Annotated in this window: 29 protein-coding genes; 4 read left to right on the forward strand and 25 right to left on the reverse strand. The window is 37.3% G+C overall.

Annotation, left to right across the window (positions count from 1 at the left end):
- Positions 1 to 3: 3 nt before the first annotated feature.
- Entirely contained in the window at positions 4 to 513 is a 510-nt protein-coding gene (locus tag EK386_RS02085) for a hypothetical protein (RefSeq protein WP_126657360.1), read from the reverse strand.
- Positions 514 to 739: 226 nt separating this feature from the next.
- Between EK386_RS02085 and EK386_RS02090 the strand changes: the two genes are divergently transcribed.
- The 4 genes from EK386_RS02090 to EK386_RS20565 all read left to right on the forward strand — a co-directional run bounded on the left by EK386_RS02090 (position 740) and on the right by EK386_RS20565 (position 2238).
- Positions 740 to 1600 (forward strand): ParM/StbA family protein, encoded by an 861-nt coding sequence (locus EK386_RS02090; protein ID WP_126657361.1) that lies wholly within the window; start codon positions 740 to 742, stop codon positions 1598 to 1600.
- Positions 1597 to 1818 (forward strand): hypothetical protein, encoded by a 222-nt coding sequence (locus EK386_RS02095; protein WP_126657362.1) that lies wholly within the window; start codon positions 1597 to 1599, stop codon positions 1816 to 1818. The genes EK386_RS02090 and EK386_RS02095 overlap by 4 nt, the downstream gene beginning before the upstream one ends.
- Positions 1819 to 1879: 61 nt before the next feature.
- A complete protein-coding gene (locus tag EK386_RS02100; protein ID WP_126657363.1) occupies positions 1880 to 2098 on the forward strand; it encodes a hypothetical protein in 219 nt (72 codons plus the stop codon).
- 14 nt (positions 2099 to 2112) lie between these two features.
- Positions 2113 to 2238, forward strand: coding sequence for a hypothetical protein (locus tag EK386_RS20565; RefSeq protein ID WP_281274237.1), 126 nt, complete (start codon positions 2113 to 2115; stop codon positions 2236 to 2238).
- 50 nt (positions 2239 to 2288) lie between these two features.
- Here the strand turns inward: EK386_RS20565 and EK386_RS02105 are convergent, their stop codons facing one another.
- The 24 genes from EK386_RS02105 to EK386_RS20145 form a co-directional block, all read right to left on the reverse strand.
- The gene (locus tag EK386_RS02105) at positions 2289 to 3044 is read right to left on the reverse strand and encodes an N-acetylmuramoyl-L-alanine amidase family protein (RefSeq protein WP_126657364.1); all 756 of its coding nucleotides are present in this window, start codon (positions 3042 to 3044) and stop codon (positions 2289 to 2291) included.
- Complete coding sequence (locus tag EK386_RS02110; protein ID WP_126657365.1) at positions 3041 to 3313, reverse strand: phage holin; 273 nt, start codon at positions 3311 to 3313, stop codon at positions 3041 to 3043. Before EK386_RS02110 ends, EK386_RS02105 begins: the two co-directional genes overlap by 4 nt.
- Positions 3303 to 3602: a hypothetical protein gene (locus EK386_RS02115; protein ID WP_126657366.1), complete on the reverse strand. Its 300-nt coding sequence runs from the start codon at positions 3600 to 3602 to the stop codon at positions 3303 to 3305. Before EK386_RS02115 ends, EK386_RS02110 begins: the two co-directional genes overlap by 11 nt.
- A 92-nt stretch (positions 3603 to 3694) precedes the next feature.
- Positions 3695 to 4165: a hypothetical protein gene (locus tag EK386_RS02120; protein WP_126657367.1), complete on the reverse strand. Its 471-nt coding sequence runs from the start codon at positions 4163 to 4165 to the stop codon at positions 3695 to 3697.
- Between the two features lie 107 nt (positions 4166 to 4272).
- Entirely contained in the window at positions 4273 to 4443 is a 171-nt protein-coding gene (locus EK386_RS20140) for a CD1375 family protein (RefSeq protein ID WP_158674358.1), read from the reverse strand.
- Between the two features lie 2 nt (positions 4444 to 4445).
- A complete protein-coding gene (locus tag EK386_RS02125; protein WP_126657368.1) occupies positions 4446 to 4640 on the reverse strand; it encodes a hypothetical protein in 195 nt (64 codons plus the stop codon).
- The gene (locus EK386_RS02130) at positions 4640 to 6130 is read right to left on the reverse strand and encodes a hypothetical protein (protein ID WP_126657369.1); all 1491 of its coding nucleotides are present in this window, start codon (positions 6128 to 6130) and stop codon (positions 4640 to 4642) included. The genes EK386_RS02125 and EK386_RS02130 overlap by 1 nt, the downstream gene beginning before the upstream one ends.
- Positions 6131 to 6148: 18 nt before the next feature.
- Complete coding sequence (locus tag EK386_RS02135) at positions 6149 to 6790, reverse strand: hypothetical protein (protein WP_126657370.1); 642 nt, start codon at positions 6788 to 6790, stop codon at positions 6149 to 6151.
- On the reverse strand, positions 6783 to 7961 hold the full coding sequence (locus tag EK386_RS02140) for a baseplate J/gp47 family protein (protein WP_126657371.1): 1179 nt from the start codon (positions 7959 to 7961) through the stop codon (positions 6783 to 6785). The genes EK386_RS02135 and EK386_RS02140 overlap by 8 nt, the downstream gene beginning before the upstream one ends.
- Complete coding sequence (locus EK386_RS02145; RefSeq protein ID WP_126657372.1) at positions 7954 to 8307, reverse strand: contractile injection system sheath initiator; 354 nt, start codon at positions 8305 to 8307, stop codon at positions 7954 to 7956. Before EK386_RS02145 ends, EK386_RS02140 begins: the two co-directional genes overlap by 8 nt.
- Positions 8308 to 8772: a Gp138 family membrane-puncturing spike protein gene (locus tag EK386_RS02150; RefSeq protein ID WP_126657373.1), complete on the reverse strand. Its 465-nt coding sequence runs from the start codon at positions 8770 to 8772 to the stop codon at positions 8308 to 8310.
- A complete protein-coding gene (locus tag EK386_RS02155; RefSeq protein WP_126657374.1) occupies positions 8769 to 9569 on the reverse strand; it encodes a phage protein in 801 nt (266 codons plus the stop codon). Before EK386_RS02155 ends, EK386_RS02150 begins: the two co-directional genes overlap by 4 nt.
- Positions 9566 to 9880, reverse strand: a complete 315-nt coding sequence (locus EK386_RS02160; RefSeq protein ID WP_126657375.1) for a phage baseplate plug family protein — start codon at positions 9878 to 9880, stop codon at positions 9566 to 9568. The genes EK386_RS02155 and EK386_RS02160 overlap by 4 nt, the downstream gene beginning before the upstream one ends.
- Positions 9881 to 9884: 4 nt before the next feature.
- Entirely contained in the window at positions 9885 to 10481 is a 597-nt protein-coding gene (locus tag EK386_RS02165; RefSeq protein ID WP_126657376.1) for a LysM peptidoglycan-binding domain-containing protein, read from the reverse strand.
- Between the two features lie 2 nt (positions 10482 to 10483).
- On the reverse strand, positions 10484 to 12616 hold the full coding sequence (locus EK386_RS02170) for a phage tail family protein (RefSeq protein WP_126657377.1): 2133 nt from the start codon (positions 12614 to 12616) through the stop codon (positions 10484 to 10486).
- Positions 12617 to 12763: a DUF1322 family protein gene (locus tag EK386_RS20645; protein WP_126657378.1), complete on the reverse strand. Its 147-nt coding sequence runs from the start codon at positions 12761 to 12763 to the stop codon at positions 12617 to 12619.
- Positions 12764 to 12797: 34 nt separating this feature from the next.
- Positions 12798 to 13079 carry a hypothetical protein gene (locus EK386_RS02180; RefSeq protein WP_126657379.1) on the reverse strand — a complete coding sequence of 94 codons (282 nt, stop codon included), beginning with the start codon at positions 13077 to 13079 and terminating at the stop codon, positions 12798 to 12800.
- Positions 13080 to 13181: 102 nt separating this feature from the next.
- Complete coding sequence (locus EK386_RS02185; RefSeq protein ID WP_126657380.1) at positions 13182 to 13583, reverse strand: phage structural protein; 402 nt, start codon at positions 13581 to 13583, stop codon at positions 13182 to 13184.
- A gap of 16 nt (positions 13584 to 13599) precedes the next feature.
- Complete coding sequence (locus tag EK386_RS02190) at positions 13600 to 14610, reverse strand: DUF3383 family protein (protein ID WP_126657381.1); 1011 nt, start codon at positions 14608 to 14610, stop codon at positions 13600 to 13602.
- Positions 14611 to 14622: 12 nt separating this feature from the next.
- Entirely contained in the window at positions 14623 to 15093 is a 471-nt protein-coding gene (locus tag EK386_RS02195; protein ID WP_126657382.1) for a phage neck terminator protein, read from the reverse strand.
- Positions 15086 to 15427, reverse strand: coding sequence for a hypothetical protein (locus EK386_RS02200; RefSeq protein WP_126657383.1), 342 nt, complete (start codon positions 15425 to 15427; stop codon positions 15086 to 15088). The genes EK386_RS02195 and EK386_RS02200 overlap by 8 nt, the downstream gene beginning before the upstream one ends.
- A complete protein-coding gene (locus EK386_RS02205; protein WP_126657384.1) occupies positions 15424 to 15954 on the reverse strand; it encodes a hypothetical protein in 531 nt (176 codons plus the stop codon). Before EK386_RS02205 ends, EK386_RS02200 begins: the two co-directional genes overlap by 4 nt.
- Entirely contained in the window at positions 15955 to 16293 is a 339-nt protein-coding gene (locus EK386_RS02210; protein WP_126657385.1) for a phage head-tail connector protein, read from the reverse strand. It lies immediately after the preceding gene.
- Positions 16280 to 16423, reverse strand: coding sequence for a hypothetical protein (locus tag EK386_RS20145; RefSeq protein ID WP_158674359.1), 144 nt, complete (start codon positions 16421 to 16423; stop codon positions 16280 to 16282). Before EK386_RS20145 ends, EK386_RS02210 begins: the two co-directional genes overlap by 14 nt.
- Positions 16424 to 16444: the final 21 nt, after the last annotated feature.

Here is a 16444-nt window from a genome sequence, read left to right on the forward strand (position 1 = left end):
CTTTCATTTTTTAATCAATCCCCATAATTCATTTAAAAACACATCGATTTTCTTTTTTCTTTCATTGGATAGATCCATCAAATGTTTTGTACAGTACTGCTGCATAAATTCGATGTTTCTAAGCGATACCCTTATTAATAAAGCAGCGGTTGATGTTGGTGTTAAATCCAGTGCATGAGCAAGATTACATATTAAATCATAATCCTCTCGCTTGAAACGAATTGTCACTTTAGACGTTTGACTACTGTAATTTATCTTTAGTTTCGGTCTATCCGCATCCCCAACCGCAATTACGTTGTTATATTGGTAACTTCTTCTAAACCACTTACATATATCATCAATCACCACTTTAGACACTGCTCCATCTAGACATAGTTTTTCTGCAACGTCTTTTACTGGTTCGTTACATAAATAAGAAAATGTGTACAAGCTGTTTTTTAGTTCGATACTCAATGTAGGTTTAACATCGACTTTTTTATCTGATCGTATCTTTCTCTCCCCTTCTTCCTTCATTGTGTCACCTCCCTAATAGCAGTTTTTACTTGGGAAAGATTCCTAGACTTTAAGATTCCCTAAAAGCCCTCTTGGCACTTAACCTTAGGATTCCTAAGTTTAATTCAATATATGTCGGTAGGGAGGGGGTTTAGACTGAAAAAATAATTATTAGTTTTCTAATATTTCGGAATGATGCTACATACATTTGTATTAGAATTCTAATAATTTTTTGAAAGGGGATAAAATGAGTAAATTGATTCTCGGTGTAGATGCTGGTAACTACAAAGCGAAGGTGGCTGGTATTTACGGCCTCGATTCATTTAAAACAAACATCTGCAATTGGTTTGAACGTGATGTAGAGGAAACATTCGGTCAAGATGATATGGAGTTTGAAATTGACGGACGTAAAGGTTACGCTGGCACAATTGCGGCTTACGAGGATGAATTTGGGGATGGTACAACGTATGGAGACACAAAGGCACACGAAGATACAAAGATTCGTATTTTACTAGCCATCCACAGGTACATTGAAAAATACTGTAATGGAATAGATCGTGTTTGCATCATCACAGGTCAACCTTTAAAAATGCACAAAGAAAATGAAAAGAAAAAGATTATCGATATGTTGAAAAATGAACATCAATTTATCGTCAACGAAAAGAATGTAAAATTCACTATTGAAGATGTAAGAATCGCTCCTGAAGGTTCTGGTGCTTTTTGGAGTAATCCCAATACCGGTTTAATGAGAATCGTCGATATCGGTTCCGGCACTGTCAACCTAGCTACAATCGAAGATAAAAAGCACATTCACAAATCCAGTAGCACGATGAACACAGGTGTCGAGACATTGCGTAATAAAGATGATTACGAAGCGTTAGCAAGAGCTATTTACCAATTTGCAACCAAGTTAAAATGGAAAAATGTCGATGATATTTATGTCTGTGGAGGGATAGCAGAAAAAATCGTACCTTATTTAGAAAAACACTTTGTACGCGCGTTGCCGATGCAGCCACTTCTTAAACGCCAATACGATACAATACCTGTCCAACCTACTTTTGCTAATGCTGTAGGGTTCTATAACATTGCGAGGGGTGTGTTTAAATGAGTAAAGAACGTACAGTTATTTCAATTTGGATGAATTTGCAGGATGAAATGGAAAGAAAAATGTTAGATCACGTTCATGCAAAAGGAAATCGTAGTAAGTATATTAAACGTCTAATTTATGATGATTTAATGGAGATCCGCAACCTTGTCACTGCGACAACGCATTATGCAGAAGAAACAATAGACGACGATTCGGATTCAATGGAAGCATTCTTATAGAAGGAATTTAAGTTGCCCCTCACGAAATTGGTATTAATGGTTTCGTGAAGGAGTGTTCGCTTTGGGAGCAAAAAACAAAACAAAATCAATGCATTTTGATTTAACAGACGATTTAGAAAAACGTTTACTCGAGTACGCTGAATCTAAAAAGAATTTTAGTCGCTATATAAAGAGGTTAATTCAAGCGGATATGTTAACTGGTGGAGAATTAGAAAACTTGGAAATTGTTCAGAAGACCAAAAAGAAGTACGATCCAAAAGACTTTGAAATTGATATGTAAGAAAGGGTGTGACTATGGGTCTTACGACGTTTTTAACGTTAGCGGTTTATGCTATTTCGATGCCGATGTTTTATAAAAAAGGATACAGAACTGGCATTACACACGGTTTGGATAAAATTCTAAAAGAATTAGATGAATAAATAAAAAAACACCGCCCTCCACAATTAAACAGGAGGGCGGTCTTACTAATTTATTTTGTTTTACGGTTAAGATAAGCCATTGAATAACTAATTAATTCTGTGTCATTATATTTATCCACGTTTTCATGCTTACTTGTAAATAAACATTCTTCAACACCGCGTTTAATCATTTCTTTACATTCATTACGTCCAGTTTCATTTAAGAATTGTTGTGCCACTTCTGTTTCCTCCTTCTTTGGTACTGAAGCTTTTTTCAATCCGCAAAACTTCGCAAATGCTTGAGCAATCATTCGCCCCGCATTTTCAAGCACTTGATCGTCACGTAATTTTTTAATATCAATAGTACTATCCATAAAACCACCTTCTATTAAGATGGCTGGCATTTTTGTTTCACGTACAATGTGAAGGTTTTCTTGCTTAATCCCTCTATCACGAAGTCCGTATGCTTTTACTACTGCAGGATGAATCGCTTTAGCCAGTGCTAAGCTCTTAGGTTGATCTCCAACATAAATAAAAGTCTCTACACCTGTCCAATTACCCCACTTCGAAGTATTCCCGTTATGGTGGAATGAAATGTAGTAATTAGCACCCCAATTATTTGCCCCATCTGTACGTTCATCTAATGGTACATCACGTTTACCTGTTGGATCATCAAAACGTTTTGAAGCTACACCGCTATAGATGGATAGTTCTTTTGCAAAAGCACGAGCTATTTTATCGTTAAACGACCACTCTTTTTCTCCATCTGGTGTACATTTACCTGGTGTGCTTAAACCATGTCCTGCATCATAACCAACTTTAATCATTTCTGTTCACCGTCCAAATCATCACGTGGTTTATGATAACCAAGTGCTTGCTCACTATCCGATAAACCTGTAGTTGTTGGATCATGCACAACACCGATAAGCACTAAAATAGCGAGGACTGTATTAAAAATATCAGTCACTCGCTCGTTATAAATCGTGGTATCGATTCCGAATAAATTTGCTACCTGTTGCACTAATAGTAGCAGTAAGCTAAAAGCTGCTACTAAAAATGTTTTACTTTGTAACCGTACTTTCCAGTTAATTTTCATAGAATTTCGCCCCCCATTCATCCAATCGTTTATGCGCCTGCTTACTAGATTCCTCTACACGAATTACACGCTCTGATAACTCTGTTACACGCATTTCTTGAGCTTTTATATCAATTCTGATAGATTCTACACCTGAATTGATTGCGTCCAATTTTGTACGAATTACCGCTGATTCTGATGCATCGTTCCGAACATCCTTGTCTCGATTGCGATTGAAACTTAAAAATCCAATTAAGGCACCTAGTACGGTACATACGAGTCCGATTAATGCTACTGTTTGACTTTCCATGTCAACACCTGCCCAATTAAAAATAGCACTGCTCGGCACAGTGCGTTGCTGGTTCTTGATGAAATTGAAAAAGCACCCTCGGTTGAGAGTGCCTATTCAAAAGATATATTCTCTTTTATTCCCTTTTCAAAAATCCCCCAATCAATTCTGGTAAAATTATAAAAAGTTCCAAATAAGGCGAACTGCGTAGAGTCATTATTGTGTTCCACATGGGATTTTTTAGCTATTTCTTCCGATGTAGCAGTTAAATGATAATAACTTTTTAAAATTAATATTATTTCACCTAGGGAGTCTTTAGATAACTGTAAGTTGATACTGTTTAAAAATTCCTTAATATGATTTCCTAACACTTTAAAAGCCTCATTTGGAATAAAGTAACCGAAACTACCATTTTCATTTTTAAATATTTCTGCATTATATTGGGTTAGAAAGGTTTCCCTACATAGAGAAAATAATTGTGTTAGAACATCTTCGTGTTCTAAATTTTTTCTAATTAATTTTAGTTCTAATAATAAATCGTTATTGTTTTTGATATCTGTTTTAAATTTCTCATAATTTTTCATTTCTAAAATCCCCTTTCATCTACTAAATTTCGACAAAAGGAAGGAATTACCTTTAATAAAATTTTGCTATTAATATTAAAGACTAGTTACTGCACACTTTCGGACGATTACCCAAGTGCCGCAATTGTTCGATTAGCAATCTCAATTTCCACTTCTGAACGAATCGGGTAATCTGTACCGCCGATTAACTTAGTTTCAGGCACTTCTTCTATGGCCATTTTTTCAGCCATTACTAATGTTGTATAAGATTCCACTAATTTCTTTTGAATAGTATTCATTTTTAAAATACCCCCAAATCGATTAATAAATTTGTCGTTACAATTTCAATCTCAGCTTTACGTACTTCTTCGTTTGATGGTCTAAGTATTTCTAAAAATGCTTGCTCTTCTTGTGCTAGTTGTAAAACCGCTGATTCCTCTGCAGTCATTTCCTCATATATTTCATCACCGTTATTTATGATTAATTTTTTAACCATTATTTAACAACCTCCAGTTTCACCACACTACCCACCGTTAAAGCTGCACTTTCAGCAAAAATAGTAATCTTATTTATTTTGGTTGTTAAACTAGATACTTTTACAACTTTTAAATCAGTAACAGTGATGTAATCACTTTCAGCTATTAAATATCTGGGATAAGTAAAGTCCTCGTTAGAAGCTGTAATTACATGCTTCAAATCAGCGCTCGGATCAATCATACCTACTCTTGAACTTGATGCAGTAGTATAAGCGTTTTGCGAGATGGAATAAGAACCGTATGCATTTGCAGTTGCTATGTCATTAATTTTTAGACTAATATTTGCCGCAGTTCCTTTTTTAAGATAAAGAGATAATCTAATAAATTTATACTGACTTAAATTCGCAATATCAATCGAAGTTACTGCGGATGATATTGTAGTCTCAGAAATTACTTCCCAATCTTTGTTCGCACTTAATACGCCATTACCATCGATGGTAAGATTGTTACCAACTTTTATGTGCCCTGCTTTTGTTGGTGACGCAAATTCGTCCGAGTGTTCAGTAACCTGTTGTTGTACTGGTGCAAGATTTTTATCAATTGCTTGCTTTGTTCGTTGAGGGGTCATGTACTTTGCAGTTGATGTTCCTGCTTCTGCTTCTGTTTGTGTAGCGATTCCGTAGTCTTCTACGCTGCCTAACCCTACCTGTTCTTTTGTAACATTATGCGGGTTGTTTTTATTATTCTTGTGATTGTCAACGTCTTCTTGTAAAGACACCGGCTTAGTGCCGACTTTAAATACTCCCGTACCCTTTGGAACCACTACAAAATCAATATTGGTATCTCCGCCTGTAGCTTGAAGTTCTGGTGCATTTCCTGTTGCAGCATTCTTTACTGTAAACTCATTTGCTGCACTAGCAACAGTCTGTCCTTTGATTAACTCATTTCCATTTGCGTCTGCAATGTATCCACCGTTCGCTAACTTTGGTGCTGTCAACGTTTTATTAGTGAGTGTTTGAGAACTATGAGCAGTCACTGTATTCGCTAATGGGCTAAGAACGATAAATGCAGATCCGTTATAAATAACACTAACAATCTGATTCGCAACGATATCCCCAGTTTCAAGGTTTGCTAAGCCTGTTGTGTATTTATAAACCGTTTTCGCACCTAAGTTGTTAATATTTAAAGAACATGTGGTTGTATTTGCCACAGTTGCTTTGAAACTAACAATCATTCCTTCTTTATACTCTGTCACGTCTGGTATAGAAACAACATAACTGTCATTCGCAGAGGTATTTACTGCATAACTTGCGTGGGCTACTATATCTTTTTTATGTGTATCAAAATCGACTTTGTTAGTTTGTAATTCTTCTAAAACCTTATATGCACGATTAAACAACCAGTTCATATGTTGAGCAGATGGCTTCATTCCTGGTTGCCAACCACTATTTTTTAATGATGCAGGAGGCTCTACACCAACTGCATACCATTGTGGTAATTGTTCAGGCATTCGTGTATCACTCCTTTATTAAATCGGCAATTCTTGGTCGGTAGATGGCGTGTATGCTGCACCTAAATAACCGCCAATTTCAGCGTTATTTACATCGCCAAAGCCTCGAATAGTATCAATAGAGTTTGATTCATCCCCAAACTCAAAAGTGCCAGTAAGTTCAATTACACCGACTTTTATCCCACCGGCTACCGTTCTTTGAATAATACGTGCAAAGTTAGCAGGATCTAATCCAGCTTCATTAATTTTTATTAATGGCAATTCAATTACTTGAATAGCTGCAGGTTCTGGATCTACATCATCAGTCCATTTTTCCTTAATTTTGATGTCCTTATATTCGCATGATAAAGCAGTAGCGAGCACTTGGATAATCGTATTGATACTTCCATCCGATAAGTTTCGCGCTATCTTTGACTTTAATAGAATTCGATAAACCTCATCAGTTGCTACACCTCGTGGTTGCTTGATATTCGTCCCTGCGTCATCTAGGGCAAGACCCTCCGCTTTATCGATATCTTTCCATTCCCCAACACGTTCGATTGTCGTGTTTAAGGACTGCAACTCATCGTTAAATATCTTCATTAATTTGCTGATGTTACTGTTTGGCTGTTTTTCGAAATAATCAGTAAAGCGGCTAACAACGCTTTTTAAACTAAACATTTATAAGCACCTCAATGTCACTCGCATTTATTTGCGCTACTTCATTTACACCAATGTTTATATTTTCTTCAACAAATGTTTGCCCATCTGTGCTAAATCTGATTTCAACATCCGTTACACCAGATACTCCCATCACATGAGCCATCCCTTTTGCTAATACTACTTTTTCATTCATATTTAGTCCGGCATATAATTGGCCACTTACATCAGCACCACCGATATATTTAACAAGCGCGTTTTTTACTTGTTCCATACCGTCCGTATTAAAAGCGCTATCAGTCGATAAGGTTACTTTCGCAAAAAGTCCAACCTCGTTAGCACGTGTAAACCCAACTTTTTGAGGTTCTCCACTTATATCTGGAATCTCAATGTAGGTTGTACCATATGGCTTAATACCACCAGCCTTTTTATTTAAAATTGCTTGAGCAACTTCTTCATCACTACCACCTAAGACAAAGGCTTGAATTGCTCTAAAAGGAGTGCCATATTGATCTGTTTCATCTGAGTAATTTTCAATAACCTTTGCAGCTCTTACAGTTGGAATTTTAAGTAGTTCAGCACGAACTGAAGCTGTCGTTCCACTTCCTTGACCTTCAACCGTAATATCAGCACGTTCACGCGCTTCTTGATCTGTTTCTTTTTCACGACCACCACTGGTTTTAGTTAAATTGGTTACACTCGTTACATTTGCATCCGGATTAACAATTGTATTAATAGCACCAGCCGCAACGTTGCCGATAATCCCGATTTCAGTACAAACAATTTCGACTGTCCCTTGACCATTTTCATCGAGTGTTACATTTTCGATGGTTTCAAAGTTCACATCTCGTTCAGTACCAACTGAAAAGCCACTCTCGACGGTGTAATTAGGCGTACCTGTCAGAGTGACTTGTCCATAAGCGTATTCAGCTAAATTTCTAGTTGTCCCAGCAAGTGGTAGCAGTTTATCAAGTTGTGTACCTTCTGCCGACTTACGATAGCCCGCATGGTAAACTTGTTCAATTGCCATCCATGCTAATGATAAAAACCATGCCATGATTCGAATTAGAATCCCTAAAAATGCACGCTCAGAAACATTTGCATCAGCACCAAACAATTCTTTTGCTTTTGCTGACATGTCATTTAATAAGTCATCATACGTTTTTCGTTTAAACCCATTACTATCAAGCACCTATTGGCACCTCCTCGCTTAATGTAGTCCCATCTATCAACCTTACAGTGTATTTAATAGTTCTAATTCGTTCGTTTTTGTTATTATTTATTTCGATATCAACAATTTCATCGATTCTTGGTTCTTGACCTAAGATCCTTATCACTTCAGCTCTTGCCTCGCCATCCGAAGACTTTTCAAGTAGCTTAATATGATCCATCCCAAACGCTTCATTCAAGAACCATTCCTTTAAATTAGTGCCCATGGAGATAGCGATGCATTGAGCGATTTCCTCAGGTCCTTCGATCATAACAAAGTCACCATTTTCGAATCTTAAATCCCCATTTAATAACCCTAATGTTTTCAATTAAAACACCCCCACTATTACCGCATCATGTATGCTAAACATCCTCGCGGTACCTGGATATACATTTTGGCCATTTTGTGCTTCATCAATAGAGCGTTGACAAAATACCGCAAGTACTACGTCTCCTGGTCTTAAATCTGGAATCATTTCAACTGATTCGGTGAAAGTTATTGCATTATGAACATGTTCGCCAGTCCCGGTGTATTGAGGATGTGGCGCAGTATCTGTTGTAATAGAAATCGGTGCGTTATTATGCACCTTATAGCGTTGAAACAACACAGGAACATCTTCTATTGGCGGCAAACTAGTGGGTTCTTGACCTACTTCCTTAACCATGAATAAAGGTTGTATCTTAGCGGTACGTTGGGAATCGTTATACGAAAGAATCTTACAAGGCATAGCTGTGTTAATACTTGTAAGGAGGGTGCCTTTAACCGAACCGAAATATTGTCCGGTATTACTCATAGAATCGACTCTCCTTCTGTATAAAAACTATTGCCTTTACAGATATGTTTGCCCTTCCTTAACCTTACTTTCGCCTTAACTTCAACAGATTGCAGCTCAACAATAGATCCAGCATGCATTCGATATTGAAGCAAAGATTTTAATCTATATCCTTTAACCAATTTTCCACTCTTCTCTTCTTCAAAATACTCTGGGGACCCTATTAATCCTGTATCAGCAGTTAAAAGGAATTTATTATCGTCCCCTTCTTTTATTGAACGGATATAAGCTTGTTGACGAGATATATAAGCAGATGCTCCACAATCATTTGCGATATTTTGAATGGATTTAACAATCTCACCGTCAATGGAGTATCCCTTTTGAAAAGTCTTATTTGTTGGTAATTTTAAAACGGCTATCTTTAAACCCAGTGCCTTTGCTAGGTCTTTGATAACCGCATCCGCTTTAATATTCTTTTTATAGGATCGTTGTAGAGTCTTTTTAGCGTTGTACGGGACTGAATCAAGCACTTTAATAGTCGTTACCTTATCAGCGCCATTACGTATTGAAGAAACCGAATTGATTTCACCAGAAAGCACTAATCCTTTATCTTCTTTATATCCAGCATTGACTGTAATCTTTTGTCCTTGTTTCAATTGATTGATGGTTGTTTGGGATAAATTGTACACTCTTATTTCACTCAGATTCGGGTCTAAATCATCGTCAAACGGTATTTCAAATTCAATGTCTAAGTCGGTATTATTCATTTTGACGTTGCCACTAATGACCTCGACAACGCGCATAAATAATTTACTCATTCATTCATCACCACCAATAAAACAGTCTTGTTTAGATTATCCCACCCAACACGAGTTTCCTTATTTGATTCATCGATTGGTATGATTTCAGGACCTGGATAACGATTATCGAAGATTTCACTAAAAAGAGGTTCTCCGTACACGATTTTTTCACCGTATACCAGAACCTCTCCATCTTTATATAAATTTATCGTGAAGTAGTCGCCTACTTGGTTGTAGTGGATCTCCATTTCAAATAGCTCTACACCCAATTCGATTTCGAAACGATATGGGATGAGCGCTTTTTCAATATCAATATATTCTTTATTCATTCGCTCACCCCAATTTCAATTTAACGCCGATAGGAATTTTCCTAGAATCATATCCATTTAACTTTTGTAAAGTTGCCACACTCACCCCGTATTTTTTGGATAGAGAAGAGTATGTGTCACCTTTTTTTACTGTATGGGTAGAAACGTTTATCGATTTTTTATTTTCGGTTTGTTTACGTCCCGCTTCTGCAGTTTTAGCTATTACAGCTTTCACTTCAGGAGGAACATATGACGATTGTGCAATTCTTACTTCGGTTAATGTACAACTAAAATTGTACCCGTTCATGATTTTTGAGTTCGCTTTAATATTTAATCCACTCATTAACATGTTTTGATAAATTCTTCGACCTTCATAGGTAACTGTTTTACCTTCGTTTTCGATTTTCAATAACTTTTGAATTAAACTTTCGACTTGTTCTGGAGTAGGTCTAACCAATTTCCCGGATAGTTTCACTACTACCGGTTGTCGTTCAACGTGGTCACTTAAATCAATCCCTTTTTCCACTTTATGTGTAGGGATATCCACGTCAAAATTAGCATCCTCATTCTCTACGAATATATTGATTCCATTTAATAGTGCTTTACCAACTAATTCTGTCATGGTTATCCCTCCCTTACTTGTGGATCGATTGCCAATAGGTTGCCAAAGAATTCTTCCATGAAATCACTCATTGCACCTTTTAGGTTGGAAGCTGTTTCTTCATTCGTATTACCACCCTCTACACTTATCTGGAATGTATTTGATATGCTAATACTGCTGCTCGTAGTAGAAGTAGTTTTGTAGCTTCCACCACTACTATTACTGCTTAAATCCAGTTCTGGACTATTTCCATCCCCCTTCAAGATTCCCAAATCCCGTAGAGCACTCGATTGATCAGCAGTTAACACCGCTTCATCCTTGTGTAATTCGGCAACATAACCATCGAATGGCACTCTACCTAATCCAGTTGCGTGTGAACCGTCAAATAATTTACCAACAACCCCACTGATTTTGCCGCCTAAATTGCTAACCCAATCTGGCACTTTGAAATTTAAAAATGCGGAAACTAAATCTTTAACCGCTTGAATCGTACTTGAGACCGCATCAATAATGTTTCCGAAAACTGTTACAATTCCATCTAATATTGGTTTTGCAACTATCCACATTGCAGAAATTACCGTACCAATCACTGGAATCAATGGAGATACAACTTCATTGATTAAAAACATGATGGTTGAACCAATTGTTGATATGAGGTCTTTAAGTGGCTCTAAAATTGGTTTTATTACACCCCAAACCTCTTGAATAACCGTCCCTAACATTGGGAGTAAGGGAATAACGATGTTATTTATAAAAGACGATATTATGCCATAAACATTTTCGAATAACGTAATGACAACTGGCATAACTGTTTGGAAAATGTCTTGTAGTGTCGGTAAAATGGATATGAATGTTTCGAATAACGTCATGCCTAAATTTTTAAGTGTATCGAACCATTGGGATAATACCGGCAATAATTCTTGTACTAGCGGTGCAATTGTAGGAATTAAATAATCTAGGAATGTACCAGCTACTTGTTGGATAAATCCGCCTAATTCAACTAAACGTGGTGACACTTCCGAACCAATAAACCCTGTTAATAACTGCAATCCTGTTAAAACAAGTGAACCTAATGGCGCTAATGCTACAATAACGTCGCCAATAATTCCGAACAGGTTGCCTAATGTGTCCATTAATTTAGGTCCATTTGTTAGAGCATACTCCATAAACTGTTGGAATCCGTTTGATGAAGCTAGGTTGCCTGCCCACACATCAAATCTCTCTGTTAGGGATAATAATCCTTGTTCTATGGTTTCTGCAATTGGAGAAAATGCATCAAGCATCTTCCATAATCCACTCAATGTATTTCCGAAAATATGAGCGAAATTATAGATTGCTTCGGCCGCATTGCTTTCCATCCAATCGAAGAAATCTTTTAAGCCACCACCAACAACAGAATTATTCATTTCTGTCATTAATACATTTACAACGTCTGCAACATTCATAATCGTTTTCTCTAGCCCGTTTAAAATATTTTCTGCTAAAGATAACCCTGTGCCAAACGCTTCAAAAATAGGTGTTTCAAACTTTTTGACAAAGGTTCCCCAAAAATTCGTAAAGTTTTCTAGTTCGGTTCGTGCTTTTGCTTGTGCAGCGGTTAAATTTTCAGCACCTTCAATAACTGGACCTAATGCCCCCATTGCTACTGCACCAAACGCGACAACACCTAGACCAGCAGCTAAAAAGGAAGCTCCTAGACCGCCAACTAACACGAGTAGAGGCGCTATGATGGCAATTAATCCGGATATAGCAGCGGTAATACCGACACCCATCCATATACCTTTCGTACCTGCTAAAGCGAACATATTGCCTAAAATGGATGTAGCAACAATGGCTTCCCGTTCTTCTTCCACTACATCTTCAATACCATCTTCTAGTATCTCCGCTTGAATAGAAGCTCCAGCAAGTTCCCTTTTTAAATCATCTAGATCGTTATCATCTAAATAATTTACTAGCCTGTTAGTTTCTCTGATTTCACTAGATAAATCATCAAATTCATCAGCAACCGACTGAACATCTCGCTCAATATCATCTAGTCCACTGGCGTCCAATCTGTTAAAGGATTCCCTTACATCATCAACAAGCGAATCGAGGTCTCTCAATGGGTCGTCATCAACATCTACGCCAATCTCTACAAAAAGATCACGTATACTCATTTAATTGCCTCCCCTCGCTTGTTTGATTTTTTCGAATTGTATATCGATGGCAGCGTTTGCTTCTAGCAACTCATGATGTGACATCTTTTTTACTTCCTCATATGAAAGTATTCTTTCTACAACAGGACGCCACATTTTCCATCGCATTTCTGCTCTAGCTCGATAATAAGTGTCATCAAATTTAACGAAAAAGGAATTTAGATGCTGCTCGCATTACATCAGTAAACACTTTCATGCTGTCAAACTGTTCGAAATACTCAACGGTTACACGTTTTGGCGCGCCGTCCTCTTCGACAAATACAACATGTTCTAAGATTTCTTTATATAACTCTTTCTCGGATGTATTACCTTTTTCATCTTTCGTACGTTCTCGAATATCTAATGTCGCTTCAAGTCCTGGATGTTGAAAGATAAATTTTTTCCCTGCAATCGTTTCTGTTGCTTGTTTATTTTTAAGTGCCATTTTACGTCTCTCCCATTCTTTTCGTTTTAAATGATTGGTAATGTGTCGCTTTTTCATAGCAAATTAAAAAGAGTGAGCACGTGGCCCACTCCCCTTTCTGCATTATTTCACTGTGTAATCAAATACTTTTAGTGTATAAACGCGGTTTGATGCTGCTTTACCAAACTCTTTATCAGATGGTTTCGTAATCATTGCTTTTGTTCCACCTGCAACCTCTTTAATTTCATTGTTAGAATTCACCCAAACAGGTACCATTGCACGAGTGTTAGCTAAATTATCTAAATATGAAATTGATGGACTAGTTTGATTTAATGTGATTTCAATTGTACCCATTTGATCACCGTTTACAGAAACAACTGCATCACCTTGAGCACTTGACGTTGCTTCAAAGTTATCGTTATCTTTACTAGCTTTAACAAACGAGCCATCTGCATAACCCGTAATAAATACTCCACCTACTGTTGCAACAACTTTTCGAGCGTCATATGTTCCGATATGTGGCATCTAATTCCCCTCCTTCTTAGTAAACCATTTCGCCTTTGACTTCAGCACTATGGATTGCTCCGGCTAGTTCAAGGCTAAATGATAGTCCTTTATAGTTACGTTCTACACGATCTGCCGCATTTGTTTGTGTACGTCTCAACGCAGTAAGTGTATAAAATGGTTGTTCTGCTTCATTTTTTGCGATTATTCCTTGTTGACCAGCGATTTCTAAGATAGTACGAGCTTCACTTTCAATTTGTGGGATGCCGACATCATCATATGAAATCTTGTCATTATTAACGAATAAAGTGGAAATCGCCTGCTCCATGTTTACTTTCACCCAGTCCTTACCGTGGATCACGTCAATGTATTCTCCTGATAGTAAAGTACCTTCAGAAGTTTGATACTGGCCACCTTTTGATACATAAGCGAAGCCGTTTAAGTCATGAATAGCAAGTAATGTTGTTGCATCGTACGGAGCAGGATCTACACCGATTAATTTTTTAAATTTATATGTGATGGAACCAACTAATTTTGAACCATGACCACCGATTAACGCTAGATGAGGATATTGTTCAAGTTTGTCGTGCATCATAACAAATGTACGATCGTATTTTTTTGCTGAAATAGTTGTTAAATCTTCAATGCTATCGACTGTATGTCCGGCAATTTTAACTCCTTCACCTTCTACAACATCCGATATTGCAATGTAGTCGGAAACAGCCCCAGTTGCTAGAGATACGAAATACCAATCTTCATCGTAGTATTTTTCTAATGTCTCTGCAGCTGTAATTGGTGTTGCCGCACTTAAATTATAGGTTGCAATAGCTACTTTTCCAGTGCTTGTATCTCCTTGTTTAAATGCTACTTTAGCAGCTTTATAGGCATCTGTAGTTTGAGGGAAATCTACCTCAACACCTTCAATATCCCCATAAATTTTAAAAGACTGTGGACCTGCTTTATCTGCAAGAATTAAGGGTGTACCCAATCCCGTTAATGCAGAAGGCTTTTTAATGTCGATTGTGACTTTGACATCTTTTAATGGCATTCTTTTTACCTCCTAATTGTTAATCGTTACTTTTTCAATTACTTCAATCTCATAAGATTCTTGCGCTCTTACACGTAATCGCACATCAAAACCACATCGACGTTCGTAATTGATATTTAAAAAAACATCACGATTTGTGACAGGTAAAACGTCAACAACCGCAATGTTTGCATCTGACAATTCAATTGTTCCTTTGCCCAAGAAATAAGCACGAGATTTCAAAGCTAATGATTCAGCATCTTCAATAGTTTTTGCGTGACAGGTAATTGATAAAACAAGCTCTGTATCTTGTTCCATTGTTTGAATAACCCCTTTTAAAGAGGTTGTTGATTGTCCAATCCCTTCACTAACTAATGTCTTTTTGATTGCAATGAACGGATAAGGTGGTTGATCTCCATTTGTTTCAGCTTGTATTACCATTTTATCTGCATAATTCGTGAGTCCTTGTTGAACTGGTAGCCAAATATCATCATACTCAATCAAACGAACTCACCCCTTTTGCAATATAGCGATAGAAGTCACCAAATTGCGTGAAATCGGCGCTTGTATCAACGGTGTACTTTTGACCATTCTTCTCAATCTTATCGCCATGCACAAAAGGAGCAAGCGAATAAAGTTGTACATCAGCATTGGTAACTAGTCCACCCAGTTGAGCAATCGTTTTTACATCGAATGGGATTAACGCTGCTTGTCGTGTTTCAGGTATCGGTTCACTCTCGACCGGCTTACCGTTAACCCACCCACCTTTTGTTGTTACAAACACGGTAATTGGACCACTATATTTATTTATTAATCTAGAAAAGTTATACATACTCATTCAATATCAACCTCCATGGAGCCGATAAGTCCTCCGCTATCAACTAACGGATTGTTAGAACCTTTTTTACGTTCAACCGTAAAAGGATGGTTTACTGGATGGTCTAGATCGATGGCATGTTCTTGGATTTTCCCTCTTAATTCAAGAGCAAGCATTTCAAAGAATAGTTCTACGGATAAGTTTCCTGCAATAACCTCATCGATTAATTCATCTGCTTTTCTTTGTACATCCTTCTCATGGAGATCCGCACCAGTACGCAAAAAAGAGCGTTCAGGAATGATGATATGTGTAGTTTCTTTCTTTAAGTGCAAGCCTTGTGAAGCTAAATATCCACGCATTTTGTCTGTTACCTGAATACGAGCACCATATTCATGAACCGCTGCCAATCCAGCAAGCGATATTTCGTCATTGTATGGTTTATCGTTTGGGTAACCTACTTTTGCTTTTTTTCTACGAACTTTTGATAATTCCGATAAAATCTCTGGAATCCGGTTATTGTCACGCATACCAACTCGAATACGGGCCATTTACCTACCTCCAAACGATTTAAACCGTAATTTACGAAGGCCTAGCGAACTTAATTTCTTTATTAGTGCGTTATTTCGTTCTTCTACACTATCGAAAGTTTGCGACATGCCACCAATTGATTCGCTTTTAATACCTGCATTACCTTGCAATTCGAAATCCACGTATTGAGCCACAATTCCTTTAACACTTGCAGGCAACGTTAATACTCCGTCTACCGTGAAATCCTGATTGCAAACACGTTTTACAAAATCAACGGCTTCATCAAGTTTTAATTGCAAATAAGCATCTGATAGGTTGTTTGTGTTAGGTAACAATGTTTTTAGTTCATTCAGATTCATCTTCGCCACCTACTTGCTTTTTACGAGTAGATTTAGGTTTTGTGTAAGGCTTATACCCATGATTTTTATAAACAACCTCATATGCCTTTTCAGTGGCTTCAATTACTTTGCCATCTTTTTCGACTAACATATGCACCCTCCTTACATAAAA

The sequence above is a fragment of the Lysinibacillus antri genome (genome assembly GCF_003977595.1).
In the GTDB taxonomy this organism is placed as follows: Bacteria; Bacillota; Bacilli; order Bacillales_A; family Planococcaceae; genus Ureibacillus; species Ureibacillus antri.

What these genes read in the sequence shown, in the direction of transcription:
- EK386_RS02160 (WP_126657375.1), bottom strand. Translation starts at nt 9,880, where the DNA reads ATGAATAAAGAATATATTGATATTGAAAAAGCGCTCATCCCATATCGT.
- EK386_RS02120 (WP_126657367.1), bottom strand. Translation starts at nt 4,165, where the DNA reads ATGAAAAATTATGAGAAATTTAAAACAGATATCAAAAACAATAACGAT.
- EK386_RS20565 (WP_281274237.1), top strand. Translation starts at nt 2,113, where the DNA reads ATGGGTCTTACGACGTTTTTAACGTTAGCGGTTTATGCTATTTCGATG.
- EK386_RS02085 (WP_126657360.1), bottom strand. Translation starts at nt 513, where the DNA reads ATGAAGGAAGAAGGGGAGAGAAAGATACGATCAGATAAAAAAGTCGAT.
- EK386_RS02165 (WP_126657376.1), bottom strand. Translation starts at nt 10,481, where the DNA reads ATGACAGAATTAGTTGGTAAAGCACTATTAAATGGAATCAATATATTC.
- EK386_RS02130 (WP_126657369.1), bottom strand. Translation starts at nt 6,130, where the DNA reads ATGCCTGAACAATTACCACAATGGTATGCAGTTGGTGTAGAGCCTCCT.
- EK386_RS02190 (WP_126657381.1), bottom strand. Translation starts at nt 14,610, where the DNA reads ATGCCATTAAAAGATGTCAAAGTCACAATCGACATTAAAAAGCCTTCT.
- EK386_RS02095 (WP_126657362.1), top strand. Translation starts at nt 1,597, where the DNA reads ATGAGTAAAGAACGTACAGTTATTTCAATTTGGATGAATTTGCAGGAT.
- EK386_RS02200 (WP_126657383.1), bottom strand. Translation starts at nt 15,427, where the DNA reads ATGAGTATGTATAACTTTTCTAGATTAATAAATAAATATAGTGGTCCA.
- EK386_RS02210 (WP_126657385.1), bottom strand. Translation starts at nt 16,293, where the DNA reads ATGAATCTGAATGAACTAAAAACATTGTTACCTAACACAAACAACCTA.
- EK386_RS02110 (WP_126657365.1), bottom strand. Translation starts at nt 3,313, where the DNA reads ATGAAAATTAACTGGAAAGTACGGTTACAAAGTAAAACATTTTTAGTA.
- EK386_RS20645 (WP_126657378.1), bottom strand. Translation starts at nt 12,763, where the DNA reads ATGCGATGGAAAATGTGGCGTCCTGTTGTAGAAAGAATACTTTCATAT.
- EK386_RS02155 (WP_126657374.1), bottom strand. Translation starts at nt 9,569, where the DNA reads ATGAGTAAATTATTTATGCGCGTTGTCGAGGTCATTAGTGGCAACGTC.
- EK386_RS02105 (WP_126657364.1), bottom strand. Translation starts at nt 3,044, where the DNA reads ATGATTAAAGTTGGTTATGATGCAGGACATGGTTTAAGCACACCAGGT.
- EK386_RS02125 (WP_126657368.1), bottom strand. Translation starts at nt 4,640, where the DNA reads ATGGTTAAAAAATTAATCATAAATAACGGTGATGAAATATATGAGGAA.
- EK386_RS02150 (WP_126657373.1), bottom strand. Translation starts at nt 8,772, where the DNA reads ATGAGTAATACCGGACAATATTTCGGTTCGGTTAAAGGCACCCTCCTT.
- EK386_RS02170 (WP_126657377.1), bottom strand. Translation starts at nt 12,616, where the DNA reads ATGAGTATACGTGATCTTTTTGTAGAGATTGGCGTAGATGTTGATGAC.
- EK386_RS20145 (WP_158674359.1), bottom strand. Translation starts at nt 16,423, where the DNA reads ATGTTAGTCGAAAAAGATGGCAAAGTAATTGAAGCCACTGAAAAGGCA.
- EK386_RS02090 (WP_126657361.1), top strand. Translation starts at nt 740, where the DNA reads ATGAGTAAATTGATTCTCGGTGTAGATGCTGGTAACTACAAAGCGAAG.
- EK386_RS02205 (WP_126657384.1), bottom strand. Translation starts at nt 15,954, where the DNA reads ATGGCCCGTATTCGAGTTGGTATGCGTGACAATAACCGGATTCCAGAG.
- EK386_RS02135 (WP_126657370.1), bottom strand. Translation starts at nt 6,790, where the DNA reads ATGTTTAGTTTAAAAAGCGTTGTTAGCCGCTTTACTGATTATTTCGAA.
- EK386_RS02115 (WP_126657366.1), bottom strand. Translation starts at nt 3,602, where the DNA reads ATGGAAAGTCAAACAGTAGCATTAATCGGACTCGTATGTACCGTACTA.
- EK386_RS02185 (WP_126657380.1), bottom strand. Translation starts at nt 13,583, where the DNA reads ATGCCACATATCGGAACATATGACGCTCGAAAAGTTGTTGCAACAGTA.
- EK386_RS02180 (WP_126657379.1), bottom strand. Translation starts at nt 13,079, where the DNA reads ATGGCACTTAAAAATAAACAAGCAACAGAAACGATTGCAGGGAAAAAA.
- EK386_RS20140 (WP_158674358.1), bottom strand. Translation starts at nt 4,443, where the DNA reads ATGAATACTATTCAAAAGAAATTAGTGGAATCTTATACAACATTAGTA.